General features: G+C 46.6%; 17 protein-coding genes. 10 read left to right on the top strand and 7 right to left on the bottom strand.

The window, feature by feature from the left end:
• Positions 1-147: 147 nt before the first annotated feature.
• Positions 148-1578 (bottom strand): TolC family protein, encoded by a 1431-nt coding sequence (locus AC1XTG_RS23950; RefSeq protein ID WP_484843720.1) that lies wholly within the window; start codon positions 1576-1578, stop codon positions 148-150.
• 162 nt (positions 1579-1740) lie between these two features.
• Here AC1XTG_RS23950 and AC1XTG_RS23945 point away from each other — a divergent pair, with 162 nt between their 5' ends.
• Together AC1XTG_RS23945 and AC1XTG_RS23940 are read left to right on the top strand one after the other, a co-directional pair.
• Positions 1741-2418 (top strand): response regulator transcription factor, encoded by a 678-nt coding sequence (locus AC1XTG_RS23945; RefSeq protein WP_484843719.1) that lies wholly within the window; start codon positions 1741-1743, stop codon positions 2416-2418.
• A complete protein-coding gene (locus AC1XTG_RS23940) occupies positions 2415-3671 on the top strand; it encodes a sensor histidine kinase (protein ID WP_484843718.1) in 1257 nt (418 codons plus the stop codon). The genes AC1XTG_RS23945 and AC1XTG_RS23940 overlap by 4 nt, the downstream gene beginning before the upstream one ends.
• 34 nt (positions 3672-3705) lie before the next feature.
• On the opposite strand, the gene AC1XTG_RS23935 is transcribed toward AC1XTG_RS23940, so the two are convergent.
• Positions 3706-5163, bottom strand: a complete 1458-nt coding sequence (locus tag AC1XTG_RS23935) for a hypothetical protein (protein ID WP_484843717.1) — start codon at positions 5161-5163, stop codon at positions 3706-3708.
• 177 nt (positions 5164-5340) lie between these two features.
• Here AC1XTG_RS23935 and AC1XTG_RS23930 point away from each other — a divergent pair, with 177 nt between their 5' ends.
• Positions 5341-8298 carry an FAD-linked oxidase C-terminal domain-containing protein gene (locus AC1XTG_RS23930; RefSeq protein ID WP_484843716.1) on the top strand — a complete coding sequence of 986 codons (2958 nt, stop codon included), beginning with the start codon at positions 5341-5343 and terminating at the stop codon, positions 8296-8298.
• Position 8299: 1 nt separating this feature from the next.
• Here the strand turns inward: AC1XTG_RS23930 and AC1XTG_RS23925 are convergent, their stop codons facing one another.
• Positions 8300-8551, bottom strand: coding sequence for a hypothetical protein (locus AC1XTG_RS23925; protein ID WP_484843715.1), 252 nt, complete (start codon positions 8549-8551; stop codon positions 8300-8302).
• A 211-nt stretch (positions 8552-8762) separates the two neighbouring features.
• Here AC1XTG_RS23925 and AC1XTG_RS23920 point away from each other — a divergent pair, with 211 nt between their 5' ends.
• Positions 8763-9503, top strand: coding sequence for a hypothetical protein (locus tag AC1XTG_RS23920; RefSeq protein WP_484843714.1), 741 nt, complete (start codon positions 8763-8765; stop codon positions 9501-9503).
• 100 nt (positions 9504-9603) lie between these two features.
• Here the strand turns inward: AC1XTG_RS23920 and AC1XTG_RS23915 are convergent, their stop codons facing one another.
• The 3 genes from AC1XTG_RS23915 to AC1XTG_RS23905 all read right to left on the bottom strand — a co-directional run bounded on the left by AC1XTG_RS23915 (position 9604) and on the right by AC1XTG_RS23905 (position 16131).
• Entirely contained in the window at positions 9604-10026 is a 423-nt protein-coding gene (locus tag AC1XTG_RS23915; RefSeq protein ID WP_484843713.1) for a hypothetical protein, read from the bottom strand.
• Positions 10027-11510: 1484 nt separating this feature from the next.
• Entirely contained in the window at positions 11511-12971 is a 1461-nt protein-coding gene (locus AC1XTG_RS23910) for a SusD/RagB family nutrient-binding outer membrane lipoprotein (protein ID WP_056291477.1), read from the bottom strand.
• Positions 12972-12993: 22 nt separating this feature from the next.
• A complete protein-coding gene (locus AC1XTG_RS23905) occupies positions 12994-16131 on the bottom strand; it encodes a SusC/RagA family TonB-linked outer membrane protein (RefSeq protein ID WP_056291475.1) in 3138 nt (1045 codons plus the stop codon).
• A gap of 331 nt (positions 16132-16462) precedes the next feature.
• Here AC1XTG_RS23905 and thrA point away from each other — a divergent pair, with 331 nt between their 5' ends.
• From thrA to AC1XTG_RS23875, 6 genes are all read left to right on the top strand, one after another.
• The gene (thrA, locus tag AC1XTG_RS23900; protein ID WP_056291473.1) at positions 16463-18919 is read left to right on the top strand and encodes a bifunctional aspartate kinase/homoserine dehydrogenase I; all 2457 of its coding nucleotides are present in this window, start codon (positions 16463-16465) and stop codon (positions 18917-18919) included.
• 36 nt (positions 18920-18955) lie between these two features.
• Positions 18956-19294, top strand: coding sequence for a nucleotidyltransferase domain-containing protein (locus tag AC1XTG_RS23895; protein WP_056291470.1), 339 nt, complete (start codon positions 18956-18958; stop codon positions 19292-19294).
• Positions 19291-19683 carry a HEPN domain-containing protein gene (locus AC1XTG_RS23890; protein ID WP_056291467.1) on the top strand — a complete coding sequence of 131 codons (393 nt, stop codon included), beginning with the start codon at positions 19291-19293 and terminating at the stop codon, positions 19681-19683. The genes AC1XTG_RS23895 and AC1XTG_RS23890 overlap by 4 nt, the downstream gene beginning before the upstream one ends.
• Positions 19680-20615: a homoserine kinase gene (locus AC1XTG_RS23885; protein ID WP_484843712.1), complete on the top strand. Its 936-nt coding sequence runs from the start codon at positions 19680-19682 to the stop codon at positions 20613-20615. Before AC1XTG_RS23890 ends, AC1XTG_RS23885 begins: the two co-directional genes overlap by 4 nt.
• Before the next feature lie 76 nt (positions 20616-20691).
• Entirely contained in the window at positions 20692-21018 is a 327-nt protein-coding gene (locus AC1XTG_RS23880; RefSeq protein WP_031530665.1) for a HesB/IscA family protein, read from the top strand.
• 127 nt (positions 21019-21145) lie between these two features.
• A complete protein-coding gene (locus AC1XTG_RS23875; protein ID WP_484843711.1) occupies positions 21146-22042 on the top strand; it encodes a nucleotidyltransferase family protein in 897 nt (298 codons plus the stop codon).
• Between the two features lie 305 nt (positions 22043-22347).
• Here AC1XTG_RS23875 and AC1XTG_RS23870 read toward each other — a convergent pair whose 3' ends face one another.
• Positions 22348-23025, bottom strand: coding sequence for an SGNH/GDSL hydrolase family protein (locus AC1XTG_RS23870; RefSeq protein WP_484843710.1), 678 nt, complete (start codon positions 23023-23025; stop codon positions 22348-22350).
• Positions 23026-23077: the final 52 nt, after the last annotated feature.

The raw sequence follows: 23077 nt of genomic DNA, 5'->3' as shown, positions 1-23077 counted from the left end.
AAGGGCTCTGCACAATGCGTCTCACATATTCCCTTCGACTGCGCTCAGGGTGACAAAGGCATTATTGCCGGATAGTAGCGTTGTGCCAGCCCTTCTACCGCCCGGCGGTCCGCTCAGGGCGACAAAGCGGGTGACAAAACCCCATTGCTACTTGTCTATTTGCTTCAAAAACAATCCCAAATCCCCCGCTGCGGCTGCTTTCATTAGCAGCGAGCGCCATACATTTCCATTTGTTACAAACTTGTCGACCTCGGCGCGGTTTAGTGCGTTGACGCTTTGGGCTAATGTGAAAAGGTCCGTCAGGCCGCTTTGGTACCTGGCTTCGGCCTGGTTGAATGCGCGTTGGGCGGCATTCAGCTGGACTGGTGTGAGGCGGGCTTGCTCCATGGAAAGTTGCAGTTGGATTTCAGCTTCGCGTGACTGGCGGTCGAGCTGCAATTTTTGGGTCTGGTAAATTTCCTTGAACCGCTCCACCTGAAATTGCTCGGTTTTATAATCGTTTCTGACTTTCAGGATATTGGTCAGGTTCCAGCGTGTGGAAATGCCGAATAAATAGTTGTAAACCTGGTAGTTGGTTCCGCTTGCAAAGCTGGTGTGATAGGAATCGTCCTGATTGGAAATACCTGATCCCCGCGCCCAGCCGGCGCCTGTGAGTGAAACAGAAGGTAAAAACGATCTTTTAACCGCCAGACTTCGCGCTACCGAGGCGCCAAGCTGCGCTTGCGAAAATCGCAGTGCAGGGTTGTTGAGAAATGCAGTTTCCGCTCCCTCGGTGAAGGGCAGCTTCGAATAAAATCCCATACTATCCACCTGGATACTGTCGCGCAGTTCGCCTGTCAGCTCCGAAAGCCGAAGCCGTTGTGACTTTTCAGAACGCTGACTTTCCAGCAAAAGCAACCGCGCTTTCGCAAACTCGGCCGCGGCCAGCGAGCTATCCACGCCCGGCCGCATTCCGGCAATTACAGCCGCGTCGGTCACATTCTTAAAAACAGTGGCCCGTTGCAGATTCTGCCGCTGGGCTTCTACTAATTTTTGATTAATTAAAAGAACCAGATAGGAGTCGATCACCCGCACCTGATGCTGGAAAAGCTCATTTTCATAGTCAGCCTGCGTCCGGCTGAGGTCGGCTTTGGCTGCATTGACTTCCGCTTTTATTTTACCAAAATTAAAAACCCGCCAGTCGACCAGCGCAGTCGTGAAACTGCCGAATGTGCCGGTGTAAATATTCTCGGGCCTGATACCTCCAGAAGGTGAAATAGCGCTTCCTTCGTTTGGTAAAAATGCACCGGCGACGCTGTTATCAGTCGCAAAAGTGTATTGATGCTGAACGATCAATGCGGGTAAATAGCCCGTTTTGACAGACTTAATGCGGTTTTCGGCACTGCGTATCTCGGCCTGTTTGGATCGCAGAAAAGGGAAGTTTTGTTTACTTTCTTCCAAAAGGTCCTGCAACCGTACTTGCTGCGCGTGGGTATCAATGCAAAAAAGAGCCAGCAGTAACGTGAGGCAGAATGCGATCCCGGGAGTCTGCCGGCCTTTCTCTTTGCCAGGAATTGTTTTAAATCGGTGTCGGTACATAGGAGTGCTTGCTTTCCGGTTAATGATTTTTGGTCAAAACTATTGGCCAATTCTGGAAACATTTGGGAAAAACCCTGTTACAAGCATCTGTGGGATAAATTATTATCTTCCTAAATGTTTCCAGAATCGGAAGCTATTTTTGGGGCGGATCAATTCTTAGAGATGAAAGTATTAGTGGTCGAAGACGAAAAAGGACTTGCCGAGAGCATTGTGGAGTATCTGTCCAGGGAGGGTTTCGTGTGCGAGGTAGCAAATACCTTTTGGCAAGCCGATGAAAAGATCAGCCTGTACCAATACGATTGCACCATTGTGGATCTTACATTGCCGGACGGCGACGGTTTTAACATTGTACAAACATTAAAGAAAATAGCGGCTGCGACCGGTATCATCATTATTTCGGCGCGGAATACATTGGAGGACAAGATCAAGGGCCTGGAAATCGGCTCCGACGATTATATGACCAAACCGTTTCACCTGTCGGAACTGAATGCGCGTGTCAAATCCCTGATCCGCAGGCGCAACTTTGGCGGGAATAATGATATGGTTTGGAAAGAAATCCGGGTGCAGCTGCCTGCCCGTAAGGTTTTTGTAAATGAAAAAGATACCGTGCTATCTAAAAAAGAATACGATTTACTGCTGTATTTCCTGTCGAATATTGATGTTGCATTGACCAAAGAAGCAATTGCGGAGCATTTATGGGGCGATCACATGGATTCTTCTGATTCTCTCGATATGGTATACTCCCATATTAAAAACCTCCGCCGGAAAATCATTGAGAAAGGTGGAAAAGATTACATTCAGTCCATTTACGGTATTGGCTACAAATTCACAGCTCCTTGAAACTACTTGAAAAGACAAGCCGGATCTATCTGCTCGCCTCACTGTTTATTTACCTGGCGGTCGGAATTGCGTTTTACTGGATCATCACTTTCATGATTTATGATGAAGTGGAAAGCCGGCTGATGGTAGAGAAAAGGGATTTTGAAACCTATATCCATTCCAATAATACATGGGTCAGCAATTCATATTTCGTCGAAAACAAGATTGAGGTAGTGCCGGTTGCGAAGATTCAGGATAAAACGGAATTCACGGACACGCTGATTTATAACCGGTATGAAGAAAGCATGGACCCGTTTCGTCAGCTTACTTTTTATACAATGATCGGCGGGTCGCCTTACCGCGTTACGATCAGGAAATCGATCGTGGAATCTTACAAGCTGATCGAGGCGATTTCTGCTGCAATGATTACATTCCTGGCGTTGCTGATGATCGGGATGTTCGTTTTCCAGCGCAGTCTTTCGGGAAAGCTGTGGCGGCCATTTTACGACTCACTTGCTAAAATCAAGGATTTTGACTGGACTAAAAACAAGAAGCTGGAACTTGCCGGGAGTGAGATATCGGAGTTTAACGAGCTGGATGAGGTAATGCTGAAAATGTCATCCAAAATGCAGCATGATTATAAAAGCCTTCGTGAGTTTACCGAAAATGCATCGCACGAAATCCAAACGCCGCTGGCGCTGATCAATGCACGCGTTGAGCAGTTTATACAATCCAAAGACCTGAGTGAGGGACAAACACACTGGATCGAGGAGATTTACCACGCAGCCCGGCGGATGTCACGTTTGAATCAGGGGCTGTTGTTATTGGCCAAAATTGAAAACCAGCAGTTTACCGAACAGGAAGAAATGGACCTGGCTGCATTAATCCTGCTGCGGCTGAAAGATTTCGAAGATATCATTCTTCACAAAAACCTTACTGTCAAAACGGAGCAAACCGGGAAGTTCATCAAAATAATCTCGCCAGCACTGGCAGATATCCTGGTTACGAATCTGCTCAGCAATGCAATCAAACACAACTATCCCGACGGTCAGCTGACGGTAACTGCCGGTAAGGACTTCTTCATTATCAGCAATACGGGAAATGCATTGAAGGCCGCGCCCGACCGGCTTTTTGAAAGGTTTAAGAAAGAATCAAATGGAGCAGAGTCTCTTGGGTTAGGGCTCGCTATTGTAAAGCAGATCTGCGATAACTACGATTTGCAGATCGATTACCAGCACGTAGACTCCCTGCATAGTATCAGGGTTTTTGCGTAAAAAAAGCGCGGAGAACTGCTCCGCGCTTTTAAGTCTATTTCGCCACTTTCTGCAATTCCGCTTCAAGTGTATTGTTGGCCGGGAATTCCTGCGGTATCCAGCGGTTGATGATCTTGCCGGAAGCATCGGCGACTAAAAAGGGATAGCGGATATCGATCGCGTATTTGTCTTTCAATACTTCAATGTTTTCGTCAGAAGCCCACAAATGCTTCACATTCGGCCGCTCTTTGGCGTACTGCTTCCAGGTTGAAAGTGGAATACCCGGCGCTACTGAAACATAGACGAAATTCACCTTTGCGCCGTATTTATTTTCCAAAGCTTTCAGGCCGGGCTCGTGCTGACCAATGCTGAAAGAGAATACCATGCAAACCGGTTTTCCCTGCAAAGAAGCAATGGTAACTGCGCTGCTATCGGGTGCGAGCAGGGTAACATCCGCCAACTGCGCTCCTGGTTGCAATAAAGATTTGGTTTCAATCAGTTTAGCGATGTAGGTCCCGTTCTCCGATTGCGGGTAAGTTGTCTTGTAATCTTCCAGCAGTGTTTTAGCAGTTTCTACATTCGGAATCGCGGTTGCGGCGTAGTTGAGCCAGTAAGTAAGCAGGTACTCCTTCTGTTTGGGATACTGCGCCAGTTGTTCTTTACTGAATGCGTACACATCTTTCAAAGCTTCCGGACTGATCTCATAACGCGTCTGTGCATTGAGCGGATATTTTCGGGTAGACGGGATCAACGCCCAGTTGCGGAGCTCGTCGCGGTATGCCTGGCTCAGCAATGCGTCGTCGGGCATGATCTTGAAATCCGCAAGTGTGGCATCTTCCAGCTCTTTCCGCTGCGTGGCATCCAGCTGTGCGACACGGTTGCGGCGCATGATTCTTTCCTGTATCAGTCTTAGCGTAATGGCAGGCTCGGTGGCGGTTGTTGCGAGTACGTAGGCTTCAAATGCAGGTACTGCCGGATTGGCGGTCTTGAATTTCTCGTAAGCTTCCAGTCGTACTTTTTTCAGACTGTCGCTTTGCGCGATCACGCTCTTATTGTCAACCTGCGAAGGTTTGTAGCCGAAAACAGGAAGGTATTGATATTGATTTTCGAGAAAGTAGTTTTTCAGGAAAGTCTGATAATTTGCATTCTTGCCTGTGAATGTAATGTCATTGTTTTCTGCAAAGTTGATGGTCAGGTCGTCGCCGGGCTGCATGAACAGCATCCACGTCTTGTTGAGCCTGTTGCCGCTGTATTGCAAGCGCATCATCTGGGGTTTGTTAAGTTGTATTACTGCCTTCTCACTGGCTTTTTCAGCAAAGTTGACCGCCATTACAGGTTCCAGTTCAGCGTCAGCCAGGCCGATGCCCAGATTGGGGTGGAAGTGAACATCCTCGCTTATCAGCGTGACATTCACGGGTCCTTGCTTGGAAACGGTAAGGGTAATGGTAGCAGTGTTTTGCGCGAAGGCGGAGAAGCTGAATAGTGTGAGTATCAGTAATGTAATTTTTTTCATGTTCTCGATCAGTGACGGTTTTTTGTAAGATTCGTGTGTAAAAATTGTGCCAATATACGTAATGGATTTTCGGCTTTGTGCAAGGCTTCTGTCAAATGGAGCCGCGCAATTTTCAATTACTGGTCAATAAGTAACATTTGTACCTTAATTTAGCCAGGCATTTTTCGCCTGTTCATTATGAGTCCTGTTTCCCAATTCCAGTTCAACGCGCTGCGCTCCCGGTTTCAAGGCGAGCTGTATTTCGATGATTCTACCTTACATAAAGCTCAAAAGTCAATTTACGCGACAGATGCGTCGGTTTACCAGGAGTTGCCGGTTGCGGTAGCATTGCCGCGGAATGTTCAGGATATCAAAGCATTGATCGAGTTTGCAAAAACAAATAAGGTAACCCTCATTCCCAGGGCGGCAGGTACTTCGCTGGCAGGGCAGGTGGTAGGGAAGGGAATTGTGGTAGATATCTCCAAGCATTTCAACAAAATACTGGAAGTGAACCAGGAGGAAAAATGGGTGCGCGTGCAGCCGGGCGTGATCCGCGATGACCTGAACAAATACCTCGCATCTTACGGGTTGTTGTTCGGCCCCGAAACTTCTACGGCAAGCCGCGCAATGGTGGGAGGGATGATCGGGAATAATTCGTGCGGGCTGCATTCCATTACCTGGGGAGACACAAGGGGCAATCTGCTCGAAGTTAATGCATTGCTTTCCGACGGCGAGGAAGCCGTTTTTACAAATAACACAATACCTGATTTTACCAAAAAGATTGCCGAAAAGCAATCGAAGAACGGACGCGAACAGGCTATTATGGCAGGTATGTTCGGGTTGATATCCAATCCTGTTGATCAGGAATTAATTAAAAAGCAGTTTCCGAAACCAACAGTAACCAGACGAAATTCGGGCTATGCGCTCGACGCGCTTGTGCGGAGTTTTGAGCACGGGAACGTCAATCTCTGCAACCTGATCGCGGGTTCGGAAGGTACCCTGTGCTTTGTAACCGAGGCGAAGCTTGCATTGGTCGACGTGCCTCCGGCGGCAGTCGGCGTGGTTTGCATTCATACCAATTCCGTTGCCGAAGCCCTTCATGCCAACCAGCTGGCGATGCAATTTAATCCGAAAGCCTCCGAGCTGGTGGATAAGTACATTATGGATTTTACCAAAGACCATAATGTGTATTCGCAAAACCGGTTTTTCATGCAAGGCGACCCTGCGGCTATGCTGATGGTGGAGTTTTGGGGGAGCCACAAGGGGGCCGTAGAAGCGCAGGCCAGTGCATTGGTAAGCCAGCTTCGCGAGCAGCGGCTGGGTTATGCGTATCCGCTTCTGTTCGGAGATGATGCAAATAAGGCCTGGGATATCCGTAAAGCAGGTTTGGGGCTAATACGGAACTTGCCCGGCGACACACAGCCCGTCAATCTGATCGAAGATTGTGCAGTGGCGGTTGAAGACTTACCTGCCTACATTGAAGAAGTAGAGTCGCTGCTGCGCTCACACAACCTGCACGCTTCATATTATGCACACGCAGGCGCCGGCGAGCTGCACGTGGAGCCGATGATCAATCTGAAAACCTCTGAAGGAAAGGCACTGTTCAGACAGGTACTGGCAGATACTGCCAAGCTTGTGAAGAAATACAATGGCGCACTTTCGGGAGAGCACGGCGACGGGAGGTTGCGCGGCGAGTTCATTCCATTTATGATGGGGGAAGAAGTATACGAAATGTTCAGGCAGGTGAAGCGGATCTGGGACCCGGACGGGATTTTTAATGCGAACAAGATCGTCGATACCCCGCCTATGAATGAGTTTCTGAGATATCAGCAGGATACACCTCAGCCGGAGATTAAAACCATTTTCGATTTCAGCAAGCAGGAAGGTATCCTGCGGCTTGCTGAGAAATGCAGCGGTTCGGGCGATTGCCGCAAGACCGAGTTGACGGGAGGTACCATGTGCCCCAGCTACATGGCGACACGCCGCGAGCGCGATACTACCAGGGCGCGTGCCAACATCCTTCGCCAGTATTTTACACCAGCCGACAAAAAGGAGAAAATAGAAGCCAGCCAGGAAATGGTAAAGGAGATTCTCGATCTCTGCCTTTCGTGCAAAGGCTGTAAATCAGAATGTCCGTCGAGTGTGGATATTGGTAAAATGAAGGCGGAATTCACGCAGCAATATTACGAAAGTCACGGTATCCCGGCCCGGAGTAAGCTGATTGCGAATTTCTCAAAACAGATGAAATTGGCATCAATCGCCCCTTGGGCATTCAATGGCGTATTTGGCCAACCTGCATTGCGGAAAGTGGCTAATAAAATGGTAGGCTTTCATCCTGACCGCAGTATGCCGTCGCTGGCCTCGCAAACGCTGTCACAGTGGTGGAAGAAAAGGAAGAAGTCGGCAGTTAATGCGCAACAGATCGGTACCGTGTACCTGTTTTGCGATGAGTTTACCAACTATAATGATGTAGAGATCGGCAAGAAGGCGGTTGAGCTCCTGGAAGCGCTAGGCTACGAAGTCATTTTTCCAAAACATACGGAATCGGGGCGCTCTTATCTTTCGAAAGGTTTTGTGAAAGAAGCGCAGAAGCTGGCGATTGAGAATGTCAGTTTGTTAAAAGACAAAATCACCTACGATACGCCGCTGATCGGCATTGAACCTTCGGCAATTCTTTCGTTCAGGGATGAATACATTGATCTTGTTCCCGAAGAGGAGCGCAGCAATGCACAGCGGATCGCTGAAAACGCATTGCTCTTCGAAGAATTCATTGCCCGGGAAGTGGACGCAAAACGCATTAACAAGGCCGTTTTTACACAAAAAAAGCAGCTTATCAAGCTGCACGGGCACTGTCATCAAAAGGCATTATCAACCTTAACTGCTTCCAAAAAGATGCTTTCACTTCCCGAAAACTTCCAGACACAGCTTATTCCTTCAGGTTGCTGCGGAATGGCGGGATCATTTGGGTATGAGGAAGAGCATTACGATGTTTCTATGCAGATCGGCGAACTGGTGCTTTTCCCAACTGTCCGGCAGCAACCCGATGACGTCATCATAGCTGCTTCCGGGACAAGTTGTCGCCACCAGATCAAGGATGGTACGGGGCGCAAAGCAAAGCACCCCATTGAAATATTGTGGGAAGCATTGATCCGATAACCTATTCGGTACCTCTTACGTGTTCCATTACGGTGTCCGCAGACATTTGATTGGCGGTATCTGTCGCTACCGTGTCCGATGTTGCTGCACTTTGGGAAGGGTTGTCAGACTCCCGAAAGTTTTCATCATGGTTGAAAAAACCTCCCCAAAAAGCGATTGCCATCAACACGATACCTACTCCGAGAATCCATTTCCAAACGTTCTTGGTGTTTTTGGTAGCTCTTGCTTCTTTATCTGTTTCTCGACTGTCCATGGTTCAATGATTTAGTTTGAACAGACTCTTACCATTTTTATACCAAGGCTAAAAGCAGGCTCCTGCGGCCATTTATATAACATTGTGTTGATAAAATTTCCCCAAACTAAGTAGGTGAAATAAAAATGTAATAAAAGACCTATGTTTGATGTTAGCATAAGTGAAAAATCATTACAAACGGCCATTCTGTTACTTTTTAAGCCCACATTTCATGAAGATTTCCCTCAGGTACTTCGCATTGTCAATCCTGTTTTTTGCATTGGTTTGCACCCGGAGTTACGGACAAAATACAAGGAGCTTTCTTTCTGTAACAGCCGGTTACAGCTTGCCGGTAGGTGAGCTGGCGCGTGAAAAACTGGACGATCCGTTTTCCGGTCTGGCAGGCTCAGGTTACTTCGGGCAGGCTAATTTTGATTTTCGACTGGCCCGCGGATTCGGGTTGCGGGCTTCCGGGAGTATGAACCTTAATACGACTATTTCGCAGCCAATTGTAGACAAGGCCAATGATTATGCGCAGCTATTAAATGAGACTTTTTTGTGGGATGCCAAAGTCTCGAAATGGAAATTCAACGCATTGATGATCGGACCGGCATTTTACATCAATATGGGCCGGGCGCAAATAGAAGTGCATGGTCAGATTGGGAAAATCTGGGCGGATTCTCCCTCTGTAAACCTGGTTGGGCTGTCAGAAACGGGTGGAGAGCCGATCAGGGTTGATCTGAGGCCGGCATCGACTTCTGCATTGGGACTCGCCGGCGGCGCGAGTTTGCGGTTTCCAATTCTTGGAAACCTGTTTTTTCAGCTAAGCGGCGATGTAATCGGCGGTCAGGCAGAATTGAAAGATGTGACAATCCGGGCAACAAGAGGCAGTTTCGACTTCTCTGAGCCAATCACTGAAAAGCGATTTGTAGGCGTGGTGAACGTGGGCGCAGGCTTAGGTATCGCATTCTGATTTACATAAAAACCAAAAAAGAAAACCGGTCGGCGCCGCAAGCCTGACCGGTTTCTTTTTGTACAATGGTCTGCGCAATGGAGACCGCACAAGATTTAGTTTATTGAAGTAGGATTTTGACCTTATTTAATTCTGACTTTGTTGAGATATGCAAATAATAAGTACCACGTGGCAGGTCCCGAACATCAACTTCAATCTTTTTGCTGCCTTTGAAGTCAGAATTTGAATATACCTGCATTGTGTTAATAGATTTTACCTGTTTCCCACTGCTCTCGCTGAGTAACGTTATTGTTGAAGCTGCGCAAACAGACGAATATGATCTTACCTTCAACGTGCCATCCGAGGTGCCTGTAATGTATGCCGTGCTTGTCCCACCAGGAGAGCTTGCCGTTATACCGCCTGTTGTACTCCATTCATAGTTGGTTGCATTCGTGGCGGAGGCAGTGATGTTTTGGGGAGTACATAATAGAATATCACCAGAGTTGATGGTCGGCTTTGTTGGCATCGGACGTGTGATGTTCACAGTGATGCTTTTTTTCGTTGTTCCATCACTTCTTCTAGCTTCGACTTTTATCGTTGCAGGGGCATTACCAGGAGAGGCAGTCGCCGCAACACTTGGAGAGTTGGTTTGTAAAGGTCCACTCCAGCCCGGTGGGTACGTGCATCAGTATACGCAAGTGGCGGCTGGATCTGTTGCTGGCGCAGGGACAGAGATAGCGACTGTTAAAAAGTGTAACTTATAAAAATGGCTGAGATGGGATGTATATCGAAATTCACTCCATTTGTATTGGCGGCGTCTAGTTTGGGAGATACCGGTTGGTTATCTATATTGACTTGCTGAGTACTACTTCGGACTCTCAAATATGACAACATACATCTCGTTTCTAAGGAAATGGCAATTCGATCGGTAATAAAGTACTTGCCCCCAATGAAAGGCGCTATTCCGATTCCAGAAGTGTGTCCTTTCTCCTGTGTAAATGTCGAAGTGGAATCGTTTAATCCAATTCCAACCGTGCTATTCACTTTGATGAATTTTAGGCGAAAATCAACACCATAGTAATGGACAAACCGCCTGGATTTCCGCTGTCTCTCGTAGCCAAGGTCAAAAGACAAGTCATATGATCTTGGCTGATTTGTACCCTTCACTGAGGGATTGGGCATGTATTCCAGTGCGAAATTTGGCCGAAAGCGAAGAGCGTTTTCCTGAAATTGCCTCTTGATAATCAGACTGTATCCGGAAGACATTATTGCCCGCTCACGGCGGTCGAACAGGAGGGAGTGCAGATCTACGCCAACTTCCCACTTGGGAGGTTTTTGTGCCAGATCCTGAGCCGCTGAATAGCTCGAAAACTGTGAATAAACAAGAATGGCGAAACATGTCTTAATGAGTTTTTTCACTTTAAGTTGATCGATTACGTTGCTTTGTTTTAGGCAATTCTATTTAGAATACTTAATTCCTTAATTCTGACATTGTATTTTGCTAGGTATTCTTTTAACAATGTCGATTTGTGCTTATATGAAATTGCTTATGTGTTCAGATTGCAGGCTGAACAAATCATGTCACAATCTGTTTGAAAAATGCTTTGGTCATTTTGACTAAGTATTTACGAAATAAGAAGCTGATATATACGAAGGACATTTCTATTTGTGTAAATAGAAATGTAGCATGTACAAAAAATGCATTTGATGTATTGAAGATCGATGATCCTATCCTTTTAAAAAATATTCTTCGACCAATACATTTATTTCTTCGATGAATTATATTAATGCATCGACAAATGAAGTTTTCAAGCGTACCAAAAGAACATGTGTTAGGAATAAGGAATTCTTTCGTGCCGAATAATCGGGCCAATAAAATGAATAATAGAGCAATACGATGATTGAAATCATAGTTCCAGGTGCAAAAAAGACCCGGCCTGTGCAGACCGGGTCTTTATCAAACAAAACTGTTTAGGTATAAGAACTTAAAGCCTCTACGGGCATACTAAATGCCGTAGGTATAAATGCTTATTTGGCAAACCAGAGTTTCATTTTCATATCATTCTTTCCACCCTGAGCAGTAAGAGCTGCGTTGAAGTTCTCAAAATTCAACGATTCCTCTGATCCGGGATAAGGCATTCTGGTAGGAATGACGTTTTGGTTCGTGTTCAAAACAGGAGGTTGCAAGGCAGGCAGGCCGGTTCTGCGGTATTCTGTCCAGGCTTCCAATCCCTGTCCGTACAATGCGATCCATTTTTGCTCCATGATCTGGGTGAAACCGTCTGCTCCTGCTTTCAGCGCATTGGCTGTCAAGTATTCAGGAGCAACTGTGAGTTTATACTGCGCATGAGAAGCGGTAATTGCATCTGTATAATTCTTGGCGGCATCTCCGGCGGCTGCAATACCTTTGTAAGCAAATTCGGCTTTGAGAAAAAGCAGTTCTGCATAGCTTAATATCACAGCTGGTGCGTTAGGCGCGATGAAATAGGAGCCCACACGTGAAGTGAATTCCAGCCCCAATGCGCCTGCTTCTGAGGAGGATAGTCCATTTGGCACACCCACATAAGCCGGGTTTTTCGTAGACAGGTTGGCATAAACAGGCAGCCTGGAATCATTCAAGGCTTTGAGTTTATTAACCAATGTAGCACTTACGCGGTGATCGTCGCGTGTTTTGCGGTTTACATTCACAGGGTTCTGGTTGTTGGTCACGTCCAGATAATTAAGCTGAATGTTTTCAGAAACCGAGGTGATGACCGGATACTTCACGGGATCGCTCAAAATCCGGGTAACTTCGGCCTTTACGTCAACCGGTGCATCTGCTTTGTCAATCATCCTGCTGAGAATTCGCAGGCTAAGCGTGTTTGCAAACTTTTTCCATCTGTTAAGATCATTGCCAAAAAGAATGTCGCCAGTGATTGCCATGTTATTGTCAGTCGTATTGATCGTCTCGCCAGCAGTTTTTAGTTCAACCAAAAGTGCTGCGTACACATCTTTTTGTCTGTCATATTTAGGTAGCAAATTGCCTTCCAGACCTTGCAATGCGTCTTTATAGGGAATATCCCCGTAAATGTCGGTCAGCAAAGAGAAGGCCCACGACCTTAATATAATAGCGACAGACTGATAATTCACATTGCCGCTTTCCTGACCAATCTTGTAAATGCGCTGGTAATCGGCCAGCGATTCAGTATATAGTCCCTGCCAGCCGGCTGTGTAAACGTCGCTTGAAACCGTATACTGATCAATGTCGGTATACTGAACTCTGGCCCAATGCTGAGAGAAACCATCACCCACATCCATTCCGAGAGCACCTCCCCAATAAATATCCACTGCACTCTGAATCCCGTGAGGAAGGAACAAGTCGGCTGTGGCGTTGAATGCACCGTTATTGTTGGTGTTGATTTCGTCGAATTCTCCGGTGCAGCTCGAAAAGCCCAGTAAGCTGACGGAAAGAAGAACTCTGAAAATGAATGAATTTATAATCGTTTTCATATCAATTCGGTTAATAATTGGCTTATAAATTAAAGCTGATGTTGAAACCCATTGTTCTTGTTGTAGGGATCTGGCCGTTTTCTATGCCTTGCAGGTTCCCGTCATTGTAATAGCTGGTCTCAGGATCAATGTGCGGAAGGTTGCTTTTTAGTAAAGCCAGGTTACGTCCGACAATTGAAACAGCGATATCGCGGAAAGGCAGTTTGTTAAAGGCTTTGCCGGAGATCATATATGTCAGCTTCACTTCGCGCAGCTTTACATAGCTGGCATCGAAAATGGTGTTCTCGTTGTTGGTCAGCAGGTAGTACTTGTGGTGGTATTCTTCCGAAGAGATCCGCGTTTCGTTTGGTACATATTCAGGACTGGCGGCAGTACCCTTATTAACCACGCCTGCTCCGATCACACCTTCTTCACGACCCAATGTAGTTTCCTTCAAAACCCCGGTGTAGCGCCCGATGTTGATAGATTGGGAGAAAATATCGCCACCTGATTTAATGTCTATCAAAGTGCTTAATGAGAAGCGTTTGTAAGTGAATGTGTTGGAAATTCCACCGATCCAGTCAGGAGTGAAGCTTCCCAGCACGCGGCTTACCGGATCGATCATCGGATATCCCTTTTCATCATACACGATCTGCCCATCGGGAGCACGCAGGAACCCTTTTCCGAAGAAAGTACCGAAAGGTTGACCTACCCGCGCTTCAACCGCCAGTCCACGGAATGCATTGTTGGTGGTCGTCTGGGTAAGTGGATTATAGCTTGAATTCAGCGCATAAGTGGTCAGGTTGCCTTCAAGCGAAAGTATCTTGTTGTTGTTTTTAGCCCAGTTCAGACCAATATCCCATTGAAAATTATTCAGCTTCACAGGAGTGGCAGTCAGTTGAACCTCAACACCAGCATTTTTAATTTTTCCCGCATTCAATAATTTGGAAGCAAACCCGGTCGCATTGGAAATGTTCACGTCCAGGATCTGGTTTTTGGAGATCTTGCTGTAATAAGTAACATCGATCCCAACCCGGTTTTGCCACAATCTGATATCAGTACCAATCTCATAGGACGAAGTAATCTCCGGTTTCAGATTTGCATTAAGCATCAAATTATTCTCCGACAAGCTTGGCGTACTTCCCCATGCATTTTCATATTTATATGCACTCACCAGACGGTATGGATCAGTATCGTTACCTACCTGTGCTAATCCTGCTCTGATTTTGGCAAAAGAAAGTACAGAGGATTTCACATTGAACATATCTGTAATAATTGCACTTACAGCAGCAGAAGGATAAAAATAAGAACGATTGTCAGAAGGCAGTGAGCTCGACCAGTCGTTTCTGGCAGTCAGGTCTACAAACAGGTAATTTCTAAAACCCAGGTTAGCAGATGCGTAAAGGCTGTTGACTGTCTTTTTGATGTAGCTGTTTTCACCAACCAACTTCTGGCGGGAGTTACCGAAGTTGTACACTCTTGGAATGGCCAGCTCGGTTGCTCCCATATAGTTGCGTTGCGCATAGTTGGTCCGGTGGTTGCCGCCAATATTAGCAGTTACGTCGAACTCGCCAAATTTGCGGGTAGCATTAAGCAGAAAGTCGGAGTTCGATTCGCGTACAAAAATCTGCTCTTCATTGTAGCTGTCAAATAAGTTGGAAGTTCCAATTACCGGCTGGCGGGCAGCGCCCTTGGTTTTGCGGCGATCTTCATAAAAGTCAGTTCCGCTTCTACCTGTAAGTGTCAGCCAGTCTGTGAACTTGTATGTAGCCGAAAAATTACCATACAGGCGGTCTTTCTCATTTGCTCTCGTACTTTCATTCAGCAGATAGTAAGGATTGGTCCAGTAGTTATCATTCCAATTATATTGGTAAATGCTGCCAGGTTTTTTATAGGAAGTAAGCTTGTCCATATCCACCTGGCGGCCAAACCAGATGAAGTAGAGACCGAAATTGTTCCGGTTGTCGCTTCCGTCTTTAACGTAGTTTCCGGTCGCTCTCACGCTAAGTTTTTTGGTCAGGTTCCAGCCTGCATTTAAGGATACAGTGCGGCGTTTGTAGTCCGTGTTAGGCAGGATACCGGTTTGGCTCAGATTGGTAAAAGACAGTCGGAAATCAGCAGTTTCATTCCCGCCGGTAACTGCAACGCTATTCGTATACGTTCTGCCGGTTTCAAAGAATTTGTCAACATTGTCCGGGTGTGCGATCCAAGGAGTTGGGGTCCGTGTACCATCTGCGGCAATGGGAGAATCAAATTGTGGGAGCAATCTGCCGTCAAGCTTAGGTCCCCAGCTTTCATCGACCCCGTCGCCCTTGCCGCCGCCTCTTCCATCCACATAAGAGAACTGACCTCCTGCGCCTTGTCCGTATTCATTCTGCCACTCAGGTAGTCTGAATGGACTTTCGAATGCTGTATTGGTATTAAAGGAAACACCAATTCCCTTGGTGCCTTTTCCGCTTTTGGTGGTAATCAGTACTACTCCGTTTGCTCCGCGAGAACCATAAAGCGCAGCTGCACTCGGGCCTTTCAGTACGCTGATTGACTCTACATCATCGGGGTTAATGGAGGCAGCCGCATTACCGTAATCCACACCGGTACCCGATCCGAAATTGCTATTGTCAACCGGCACACCGTCGACCACAAAAAGTGGCTGGTTGTTGCTTCCGATTGAACTCGCACCGCGAATGATCATTCTGGAAGAAGATCCCGGGGCGCCGTTGGAGTTAGTCACCTGTACCCCGGCCAGCCGGCCTGAAAGTGAATTCACAAGGTTAGTCTCGCGCGCCTGGGTCAGCGCTTTTCCGCTTACTTCCTGCACCGCGTAGCCGAGCGCCTTTTTCTCGCGGGCAATACCCAATGCAGTCACCACGATTTCATTGAACTGAGTCGCGTCCTGTTCAAGCATAATGTCAAAAGTAGTCCTGGACCCCACAGGCACTTCAAGCGTTTTGTAGCCTATGAATGAAACCACCAGGGTTGCATTGGAGGGAGCGCTGATCATGAATTGTCCGTCGGCATCGGTTGTGCTTCCGCGGCTGGTCCCTTTGATGAGGATACTGGCGCCGGGCAAATTTCCGTCCGAAGACTGCACTTTCCCTTTTAGGTTGAGTTCTTGTCCAAAGCTGGCTGCGGAGAGCAGCATCAGAAAGGACAAACAGCTTAAAGTAAAGCTCTTTCTCATAATTGAATTTTTAAGGAGTGAAAATGATAGTTAGGCAAACAAAATTTTACGTCTATTAAGTTTTGTAAAATTTTTACTCTTTCAAAAACATTAATGCAAAATATTTATCTACAATACCGACAATATTTGAAATTTAATATTTTGAAAAAACATCTTCATATTATACTCATTCCGGCCGGCTTTTCACTTGCAGGTTCCTTATCGGGAAAGAGGTGCAGCCGTCATTTCGGTGTATCTATGAAGTATGGGGCGTTTGAATTGCTATATTTGCGTCAAGTACAGAAGCGGCCATTTCGGCTGTAAATCAAAGTGTATTCGAATATTGCGTTCAATGAAGGTTCTTAAATTTGGCGGCACCTCTGTCGGTTCGGTTGACAGCATTAAAACAGTTATCAGTATCCTCGAAGAAAACCTTGCGAAAGGCGAGCGTTTCGCGGTTGTATTTTCTGCAATGGGAGGGGTCACGAACCGGTTGATAGAGATCGGCAAAATGGCCGCAGCCGGAAATACGGATTACATTGAATTCCTGAAAGGCGTTGAAGAAAGGCATTTCGCGGTGGTCAGAGGATTGATACCGGTGAAAAGCCAGAGCAGTACGTTTGCGGCTATACGTGGACTTTTCAATGAGCTGGAAGATATACTCCGCGGCGTTTCGTGGATTAAAGAACTATCAGAACGCACGCTCGATCTGATCATGAGTTTCGGCGAAAGATTATCCACCATGGTGATCACCGAAATCCTGAAAAGCAAAGGTATCGACGCCGAGTTCTGTGACGCACGCCAGATCATCCATACCAATGCAACTTATGGAATGGGTGACGTGAATTTTGAAATTACCAATAAACAGATACTTGAATATTTTGCCAAAAACGCGGCATTACAATGCGTAACAGGCTTTATTGCTTCCACTGCCGAGGGAGTTACTACCACGCTCGGCCGCGGCGGCTCGGATTATACCGCTTCCATTCTGGGGGCAGCGCTGGATGCGAACTCCATTGAAATATGGACGGATGTGGACGGGATGATGACGGCTGATCCGCGCAAGGTGACCAATGCATTTACAATTCCTTCTATCTCTTATGCTGAGGCGATGGAACTTTCACACTTCGGTGCGAAAGTCATTTACCCGCCCAGCTTGCAGCCTGCTTTTGCCAAAAACATTACCTTGAAAGTACTGAACACTTTCAATACAGCCTTTGAAGGTACTTATGTTCAGAAAGCAGCAAACGGGAAAGAATATGCGATCACAGGCATTTCGTCCATAGACGAGATTGCGCTGGTGAATATCCAGGGTAGCGGGATGATCGGGGTTGCGGGGATATCCGGCCGTCTTTTCACGGCGCTTTCCCTGAATGCAATCAGTGTGATCCTGATCTCGCAGGCTTCTTCCGAGCATTCGATCTGTTTTTCCATTGACCCAAAAAATGCGCAAAAGGCAACCGAGGTATTGGAAAAAGAATTTGCGATAGAGATCAGCCTTGGGCATATCGACAGTATTTCAATTGAAAAAAACCTCTCGATTATTGCGATAGTTGGTGAGGGGATGAAGAAAAGCACGGGGGTTTCAGGCAAGTTGTTTTCTGTTTTGGGTAAAAACGGTATCAATGTCGTAGCGACCGCACAGGGTTCTTCAGAGCTGAATATCTCTGTTGTAATTGCAAAAAGCGACCTTTCAAAAGCATTGAATGCGATTCACGGCGTTTTCTTCCAATCGGAAACACGCTCGCTGAACCTGTTTATAGTGGGAGTGGGGCTGATAGGCGGTACATTGATCGAACAGATCCGCAACCAGACCAAATACCTGAGAGAAGAGAAACTGTTGAACCTCAATATCGCGGGCTTGTCCAATACCAAGAAAATGCTCCTCGATCCCGACGGCATCAAACCTGAAAACTGGCGTGACCGGGTGATGGACGAGGGCGTGAAGACAAGCTTGCCGGCATTTGTGCAGCGAATGATCGAGCTCAATTTGCCAAACAGCGTTTTCGTGGATTGTACTTCGGACAAGGATATTGTTCAGTACTACCAGATTCTGCTGGATGCGAGCATCTCGGTGGTAACACCCAATAAAGTAGCCAACTCCGGTTCTTATTCCGAATATGTGTCGCTGCAAAGAACTGCTTTACAGCGCGGGGTTAAATTTTTATATGAAACCAATGTAGGCGCCGGCTTGCCGATCATCAATACCATTCAGGGGCTGATGGCAAGTGGGGACAAATTCCTGAAAATAGAGGCGATATTGTCGGGTACCTTATCTTACATTTTCAACAATTTCAATTCGGAAAACCGCTTTGTTGATGTAGTGAAAGAAGCAAAAGCGAAAGGTTTTACGGAGCCCGATCCGCGCGATGACCTGAGCGGGGCCGATGTAGGAAGGAAAATCCTGATCCTGGCGCGGGAAGTAGGCGTGCCGCTCGAACCGGAAGAAATCGTGATTTCACAGATTTTGCCCGGTAACTGTCTGAATGCACCTACTGTGGATGCTTTTTTCAGGGAGCTTGAAATATCAAATAACTACTTCGCAGAGAAGCAGGCTGAGGCAGAAGTAAATAATGAAAAGCTGCGCTACATCGCCACGCTGGAAAATGGCAAGGCGACGATCGAGCTGAAAACAGTTGGCCCGTCGCATCCATTTTATACTTTATCGGGCAGTGATAACATTATCTCATTCACGACAGAACGCTACAAAGACCGCCCACTCGTGATCAAAGGCCCAGGCGCCGGAGCCGAAGTAACTGCCTCCGGTGTTTTCGCCGACATCATGAGTATCAGCAGCTATTTGGGGTAATGTATTAAATTGCATTGTACTTCAACCATTTGAACTATGAGCAACAGGAAGGTGCCGGAGCCGGTAAAAGCTTTAACAGAAGAGTTCGTTGCCGAGGTGCGTGCGCTTTATGGCACGAGGCTGCATCAGGTAATCCTTTTCGGGTCCTATGCGAGAGGTGAGCAGCACGAAGAATCCGACGTGGACTACCTAGTTGTTCTTAATGATAGGGAGTTGAAAACTTTCGCAGAAATAAGTAAAATGTCTCCTATTACCAGCTCGCTTGGTTTGAAGTACAACTTATGGATTTCAGCAATTCCGTTTACGGTGGATAAACTGCTGCCTGGAAATGCACTTTTGAGCGCTGCCATTCATGAAGAAGGTATCGTATTATGAGTGAGGTCACATTAGAAAAAATACTAAGAAAAGCCGAGGATTGCCTGGAAGTGAGTCAAAGCTTCCTTGAAGAAGCCAGAAATGAAGCTAGCGTAAACCGGGCATATTACGCAATCTTCCATTGTATTCAAGCCCTGCTTTTTGTTTCGAACGTGCAAGTCAAAACGCACGTAGGCTCACATACCAAGTTTCGCGAGTTATTCATAAAAACAGGAATTTTGGACATTGAGTTAAATACAACGTTGCAAAGAGCATTTGAAAAGAGGCAATTCAGCGACTATGATTATGACGAAGTTTTGGAAGAAGACGCCAGAGAGTCGGTTCAGGATGCAGCGCAATTCGTTAATACAACCCTTCAATACTTAAAAGAAAACAACCACTTACAGTGAATTATGTAAAAGCTTTTGCCCCTGCTACGGTTGCTAATGTGGCTTGCGGGTTTGATATATTTGGTTTTGCGATCAAAGAGCCGGGGGATACCGTGGAGCTGCGCCGCCGTGATGAGCCGGGCATCGTTATCGCCGATATTACCGGAGATGAAGGTCGGCTTCCACGTAATGCAGCCAAAAATTCGGTAACCGGGGTTATGCTGCATTTGCTCAAATACCTGGGCATTACAGATTTCGGCTGCGAAGTTGTTTTGCATAAGAATATGCCTCTGGGCAGTGGAATGGGATCCAGCGCTGCCAGCGCAGTCGCTGGTGTGGTAGCGATCAATGAAATGCTTGGCAAGCCACTTACCCGCGAGGAGCTGCTGCCTTTTGCGATGGAGGGGGAGCGCATTGCCTCTGGATCCGCGCATGCAGATAACGTAGGTCCCTCACTTCTGGGCGGTTTTGTAGTGATCAGAAGCTACAACCCACTTGACGTTTTTACCATTCCAGTACCTGACGATCTGTACTGCACGCTCGTACATCCCGACATTGAAATCAATACCAAAGATGCGCGCTTTATCTTGCGCAATGAGGTTTCCCTGAAAAATACGATTGCACAAATGGGTAATGTAGCCGGACTTGTCGCGGGGTTAATGAAAGCAGATTACGACCTGATCAGTCGCTCAATGGTGGATGTGATTATCGAACCTGTCCGCTCTATCCTGATCCCGGAATTTAAAGAAGTAAAGCGGGCCGCCATTGAAAATGGTGCACTGGGATGCAGTATTTCAGGGGCCGGACCTTCCATGTTTGCGTTGAGCCGGGGAATTGAAAACGCTCAAAAAGCAGGTAATGCGATGATAGCACGGTTTGCTGAGGCAGGAATAGCAGCCGGTTTACACGTATCTTCCATTAATAAAGAAGGCGCGGTTATTCTCAATGACTAAGCGCATTTTCTTGACTTTGATGAACTTTCTCAAAGGTCCGGAATGTTAAAAAGTGTAGTTATAAAAACAAAGAATCATGGTTACTGTAAGCGATACCGCCAAAAACAAAATTGTTGAACTCCGTAATGCTGACGGATTTGCTGACGATTATCAGATCAGGGTCGGTGTTTTAGGAGGCGGATGTTCCGGTTTGACGTATAACCTGGAATTCAACTCCGAGTCCAAGCCTACTGATATGGTTTTTGAAGATAAGGGAGTGAAGATCATTGTAGATAAGAAGAGCTTGCTATACCTCGCTGGAACAACACTCGATTTTTCAGACGGACTGAACGGCAAAGGGTTCCAGTTTATCAACCCGAATGCAACCCGTACCTGCGGATGCGGAGAGAGTTTCGCGGTATAAATTTTAAAATATTTTATTTGATGAAACGCGTCCTGAATAAAGGGGCGCGTTTTTTTTATAGTACCGAAAGACCTTATTTTGCTGCAAGCTTTCATACACCACAATGCAATTTTTTAAAGAAAACTGAATGAAACCAACTCTTTTGATTCTGGCTGCCGGAATAGGCAGCCGCTACGGAGGTATCAAACAGCTTGACCAGTTTGGGCCAAATGGGGAAACGATTATCGATTACTCGCTATATGACGCCATCAGAAGTGGTTTTGGCAAAGTAGTATTCATCGTTCGTCAGGAAATTAAGGACAGCGCGGAAGCTATTTTTGCCCCGAAACTGACAGGTAAGATCGATTTTGACTTCGCAATTCAGGGAATACAGTCCTACGTTCCCGAGGATCTTGGAAAAGTGGAGCGTACAAAACCCTGGGGCACGGGCCACGCTACATTATGTGCATGGGATCAAACTGATACGCCTTTTGCGGTAATTAATGCAGACGATTTTTATGGTCGGGATGCTTTCGAAACGATGGCCAGGTTCCTTCAAAATGATACTGACGATACGCAACACGCAATGATCGGATATGAGTTGAAAAGGACCTTGTCGGAAAACGGGACCGTTTCGCGCGGCATTTGCATTGAACGCGAGGATCACAATCTCGAATCGGTTGTGGAAAGAACTAAGATCTTCGAAGAAGAAGGTGTGATTTATTTTGAAGAGGACGGGGTAAAAACGGAGCTCGCGCCTGAAACGCCGGTTTCTATGAACTTCTGGGGTTTCAAGCCAACCATGTTCCCGCTTACAAAGGAGTTTTTCGAGATTTACGCCCGTGAAAATATCAATACCCCGAAAGCGGAGTTCTACATTCCGACTGTGATGACGAAAATCATCGAAGGGAAACTAGGTAACTGCCGCGTTTTCCGCAGCTCCTCAGACTGGTTCGGCGTTACTTACCCGGAGGACAAGCCAAATGTGCAAGCTTCATTGAATGCATTGCATGAAAGTGGGGAGTATCCTGAAAAATTGTGGTAGCCCAATCCCGCTAGGGATATCACATCGGTAACCCCGCTAGGAATGTAACACCGGAAATGCCGCTAGGCATGTAACATAGGTAAGTTTGGCCAAACAGGTGCATCACCCAATCCCATAGGGATAAAACATAGTTATGCCTGACGGCATTCCGATGTTGTTTGCTTAGTTGTGTGTTACCGATATTACATGCCTGACGGCATTGCCGATGTTGTATGCCAGGTTTCGTGTTACCGATATTACATGCCTAGCGGCATTACCTATGTTGAATGCCTACCGGTATTTTTGGTGGATTTGCCTTTGTTTTATTATTTCTGCACCAACGCCTCCATCATCTTCTCTGCCAGGAATTTATTCCCGGCTTCTGTTAAATGTACCCGGTCGGTTGTTAAAATTCCTTTTTCCTTGTTTTCAGGATTGTTTTGCGCCAGGTATTCCGTGAAATATTTGCGGAGGTCGCAGAGCTGCAAACCGTTTCTTGTCGCGATTTCACGGATCAGTTTGGAGTACTGATTCAAATCTCCGTCCTGCTGATTTGAATTGTCATTTCTTTCCCCGATTACGGTCGGTGTACATACAATCACGCGGATGTTTTGCGCTTTCATTTTCCTGATCAGGGCTTCATAGAACTTTACATATTTGTCAGGATCAGTTCCCGTTCCCGACGAAGCTTTGTGCCACACATCATTGATACCTACGTAAATAAATACGATGTCAGGCTTTTTGGAGAGGACATCGTCTTCCAACCTCAGGTACAGATCATATACTTTGTTCCCGCCGATTCCTGCGCCAACCAGCTCGTACTTAGCCCCCTGGTTTTTTGCTTTCAACATTTCGCCCATTTGGGTAATGTAACCTGTTGCCCCCACGCCGGCCTGCGTAATGGAATCTCCGAAAAAGACAACCTTTAACGGTTTATCCTGCCGCATTGCAAGAAGTGGTAGTACGAAAAACGCGATTTGTGCAAGTTTGAAAAATAGCTTCATATAAAGGTTTAAAATAGATTTCAGGGGAAAAAGACAAACGTGCTTGAAAGTT

This window comes from Dyadobacter sp. HNCC25DJ183 (assembly GCF_056895175.1).
The sequence above is the reverse complement of the archived record's forward strand: the minus strand, read 5'-3'. Positions and strand labels throughout refer to the sequence as shown.

Excerpts from the sequence above, each read along its gene's own strand:
- AC1XTG_RS23950 (WP_484843720.1), bottom strand. The coding sequence starts at position 1,578 with ATGTACCGACACCGATTTAAAACAATTCCTGGCAAAGAGAAAGGCCGG.
- AC1XTG_RS23945 (WP_484843719.1), top strand. The coding sequence starts at position 1,741 with ATGAAAGTATTAGTGGTCGAAGACGAAAAAGGACTTGCCGAGAGCATT.
- AC1XTG_RS23935 (WP_484843717.1), bottom strand. The coding sequence starts at position 5,163 with ATGAAAAAAATTACATTACTGATACTCACACTATTCAGCTTCTCCGCC.
- AC1XTG_RS23930 (WP_484843716.1), top strand. The coding sequence starts at position 5,341 with ATGAGTCCTGTTTCCCAATTCCAGTTCAACGCGCTGCGCTCCCGGTTT.
- AC1XTG_RS23925 (WP_484843715.1), bottom strand. The coding sequence starts at position 8,551 with ATGGACAGTCGAGAAACAGATAAAGAAGCAAGAGCTACCAAAAACACC.
- AC1XTG_RS23920 (WP_484843714.1), top strand. The coding sequence starts at position 8,763 with ATGAAGATTTCCCTCAGGTACTTCGCATTGTCAATCCTGTTTTTTGCA.
- AC1XTG_RS23910 (WP_056291477.1), bottom strand. The coding sequence starts at position 12,971 with ATGAAAACGATTATAAATTCATTCATTTTCAGAGTTCTTCTTTCCGTC.
- AC1XTG_RS23905 (WP_056291475.1), bottom strand. The coding sequence starts at position 16,131 with ATGAGAAAGAGCTTTACTTTAAGCTGTTTGTCCTTTCTGATGCTGCTC.
- thrA (WP_056291473.1), top strand. The coding sequence starts at position 16,463 with ATGAAGGTTCTTAAATTTGGCGGCACCTCTGTCGGTTCGGTTGACAGC.
- AC1XTG_RS23895 (WP_056291470.1), top strand. The coding sequence starts at position 18,956 with ATGAGCAACAGGAAGGTGCCGGAGCCGGTAAAAGCTTTAACAGAAGAG.
- AC1XTG_RS23890 (WP_056291467.1), top strand. The coding sequence starts at position 19,291 with ATGAGTGAGGTCACATTAGAAAAAATACTAAGAAAAGCCGAGGATTGC.
- AC1XTG_RS23880 (WP_031530665.1), top strand. The coding sequence starts at position 20,692 with ATGGTTACTGTAAGCGATACCGCCAAAAACAAAATTGTTGAACTCCGT.
- AC1XTG_RS23875 (WP_484843711.1), top strand. The coding sequence starts at position 21,146 with ATGAAACCAACTCTTTTGATTCTGGCTGCCGGAATAGGCAGCCGCTAC.
- AC1XTG_RS23870 (WP_484843710.1), bottom strand. The coding sequence starts at position 23,025 with ATGAAGCTATTTTTCAAACTTGCACAAATCGCGTTTTTCGTACTACCA.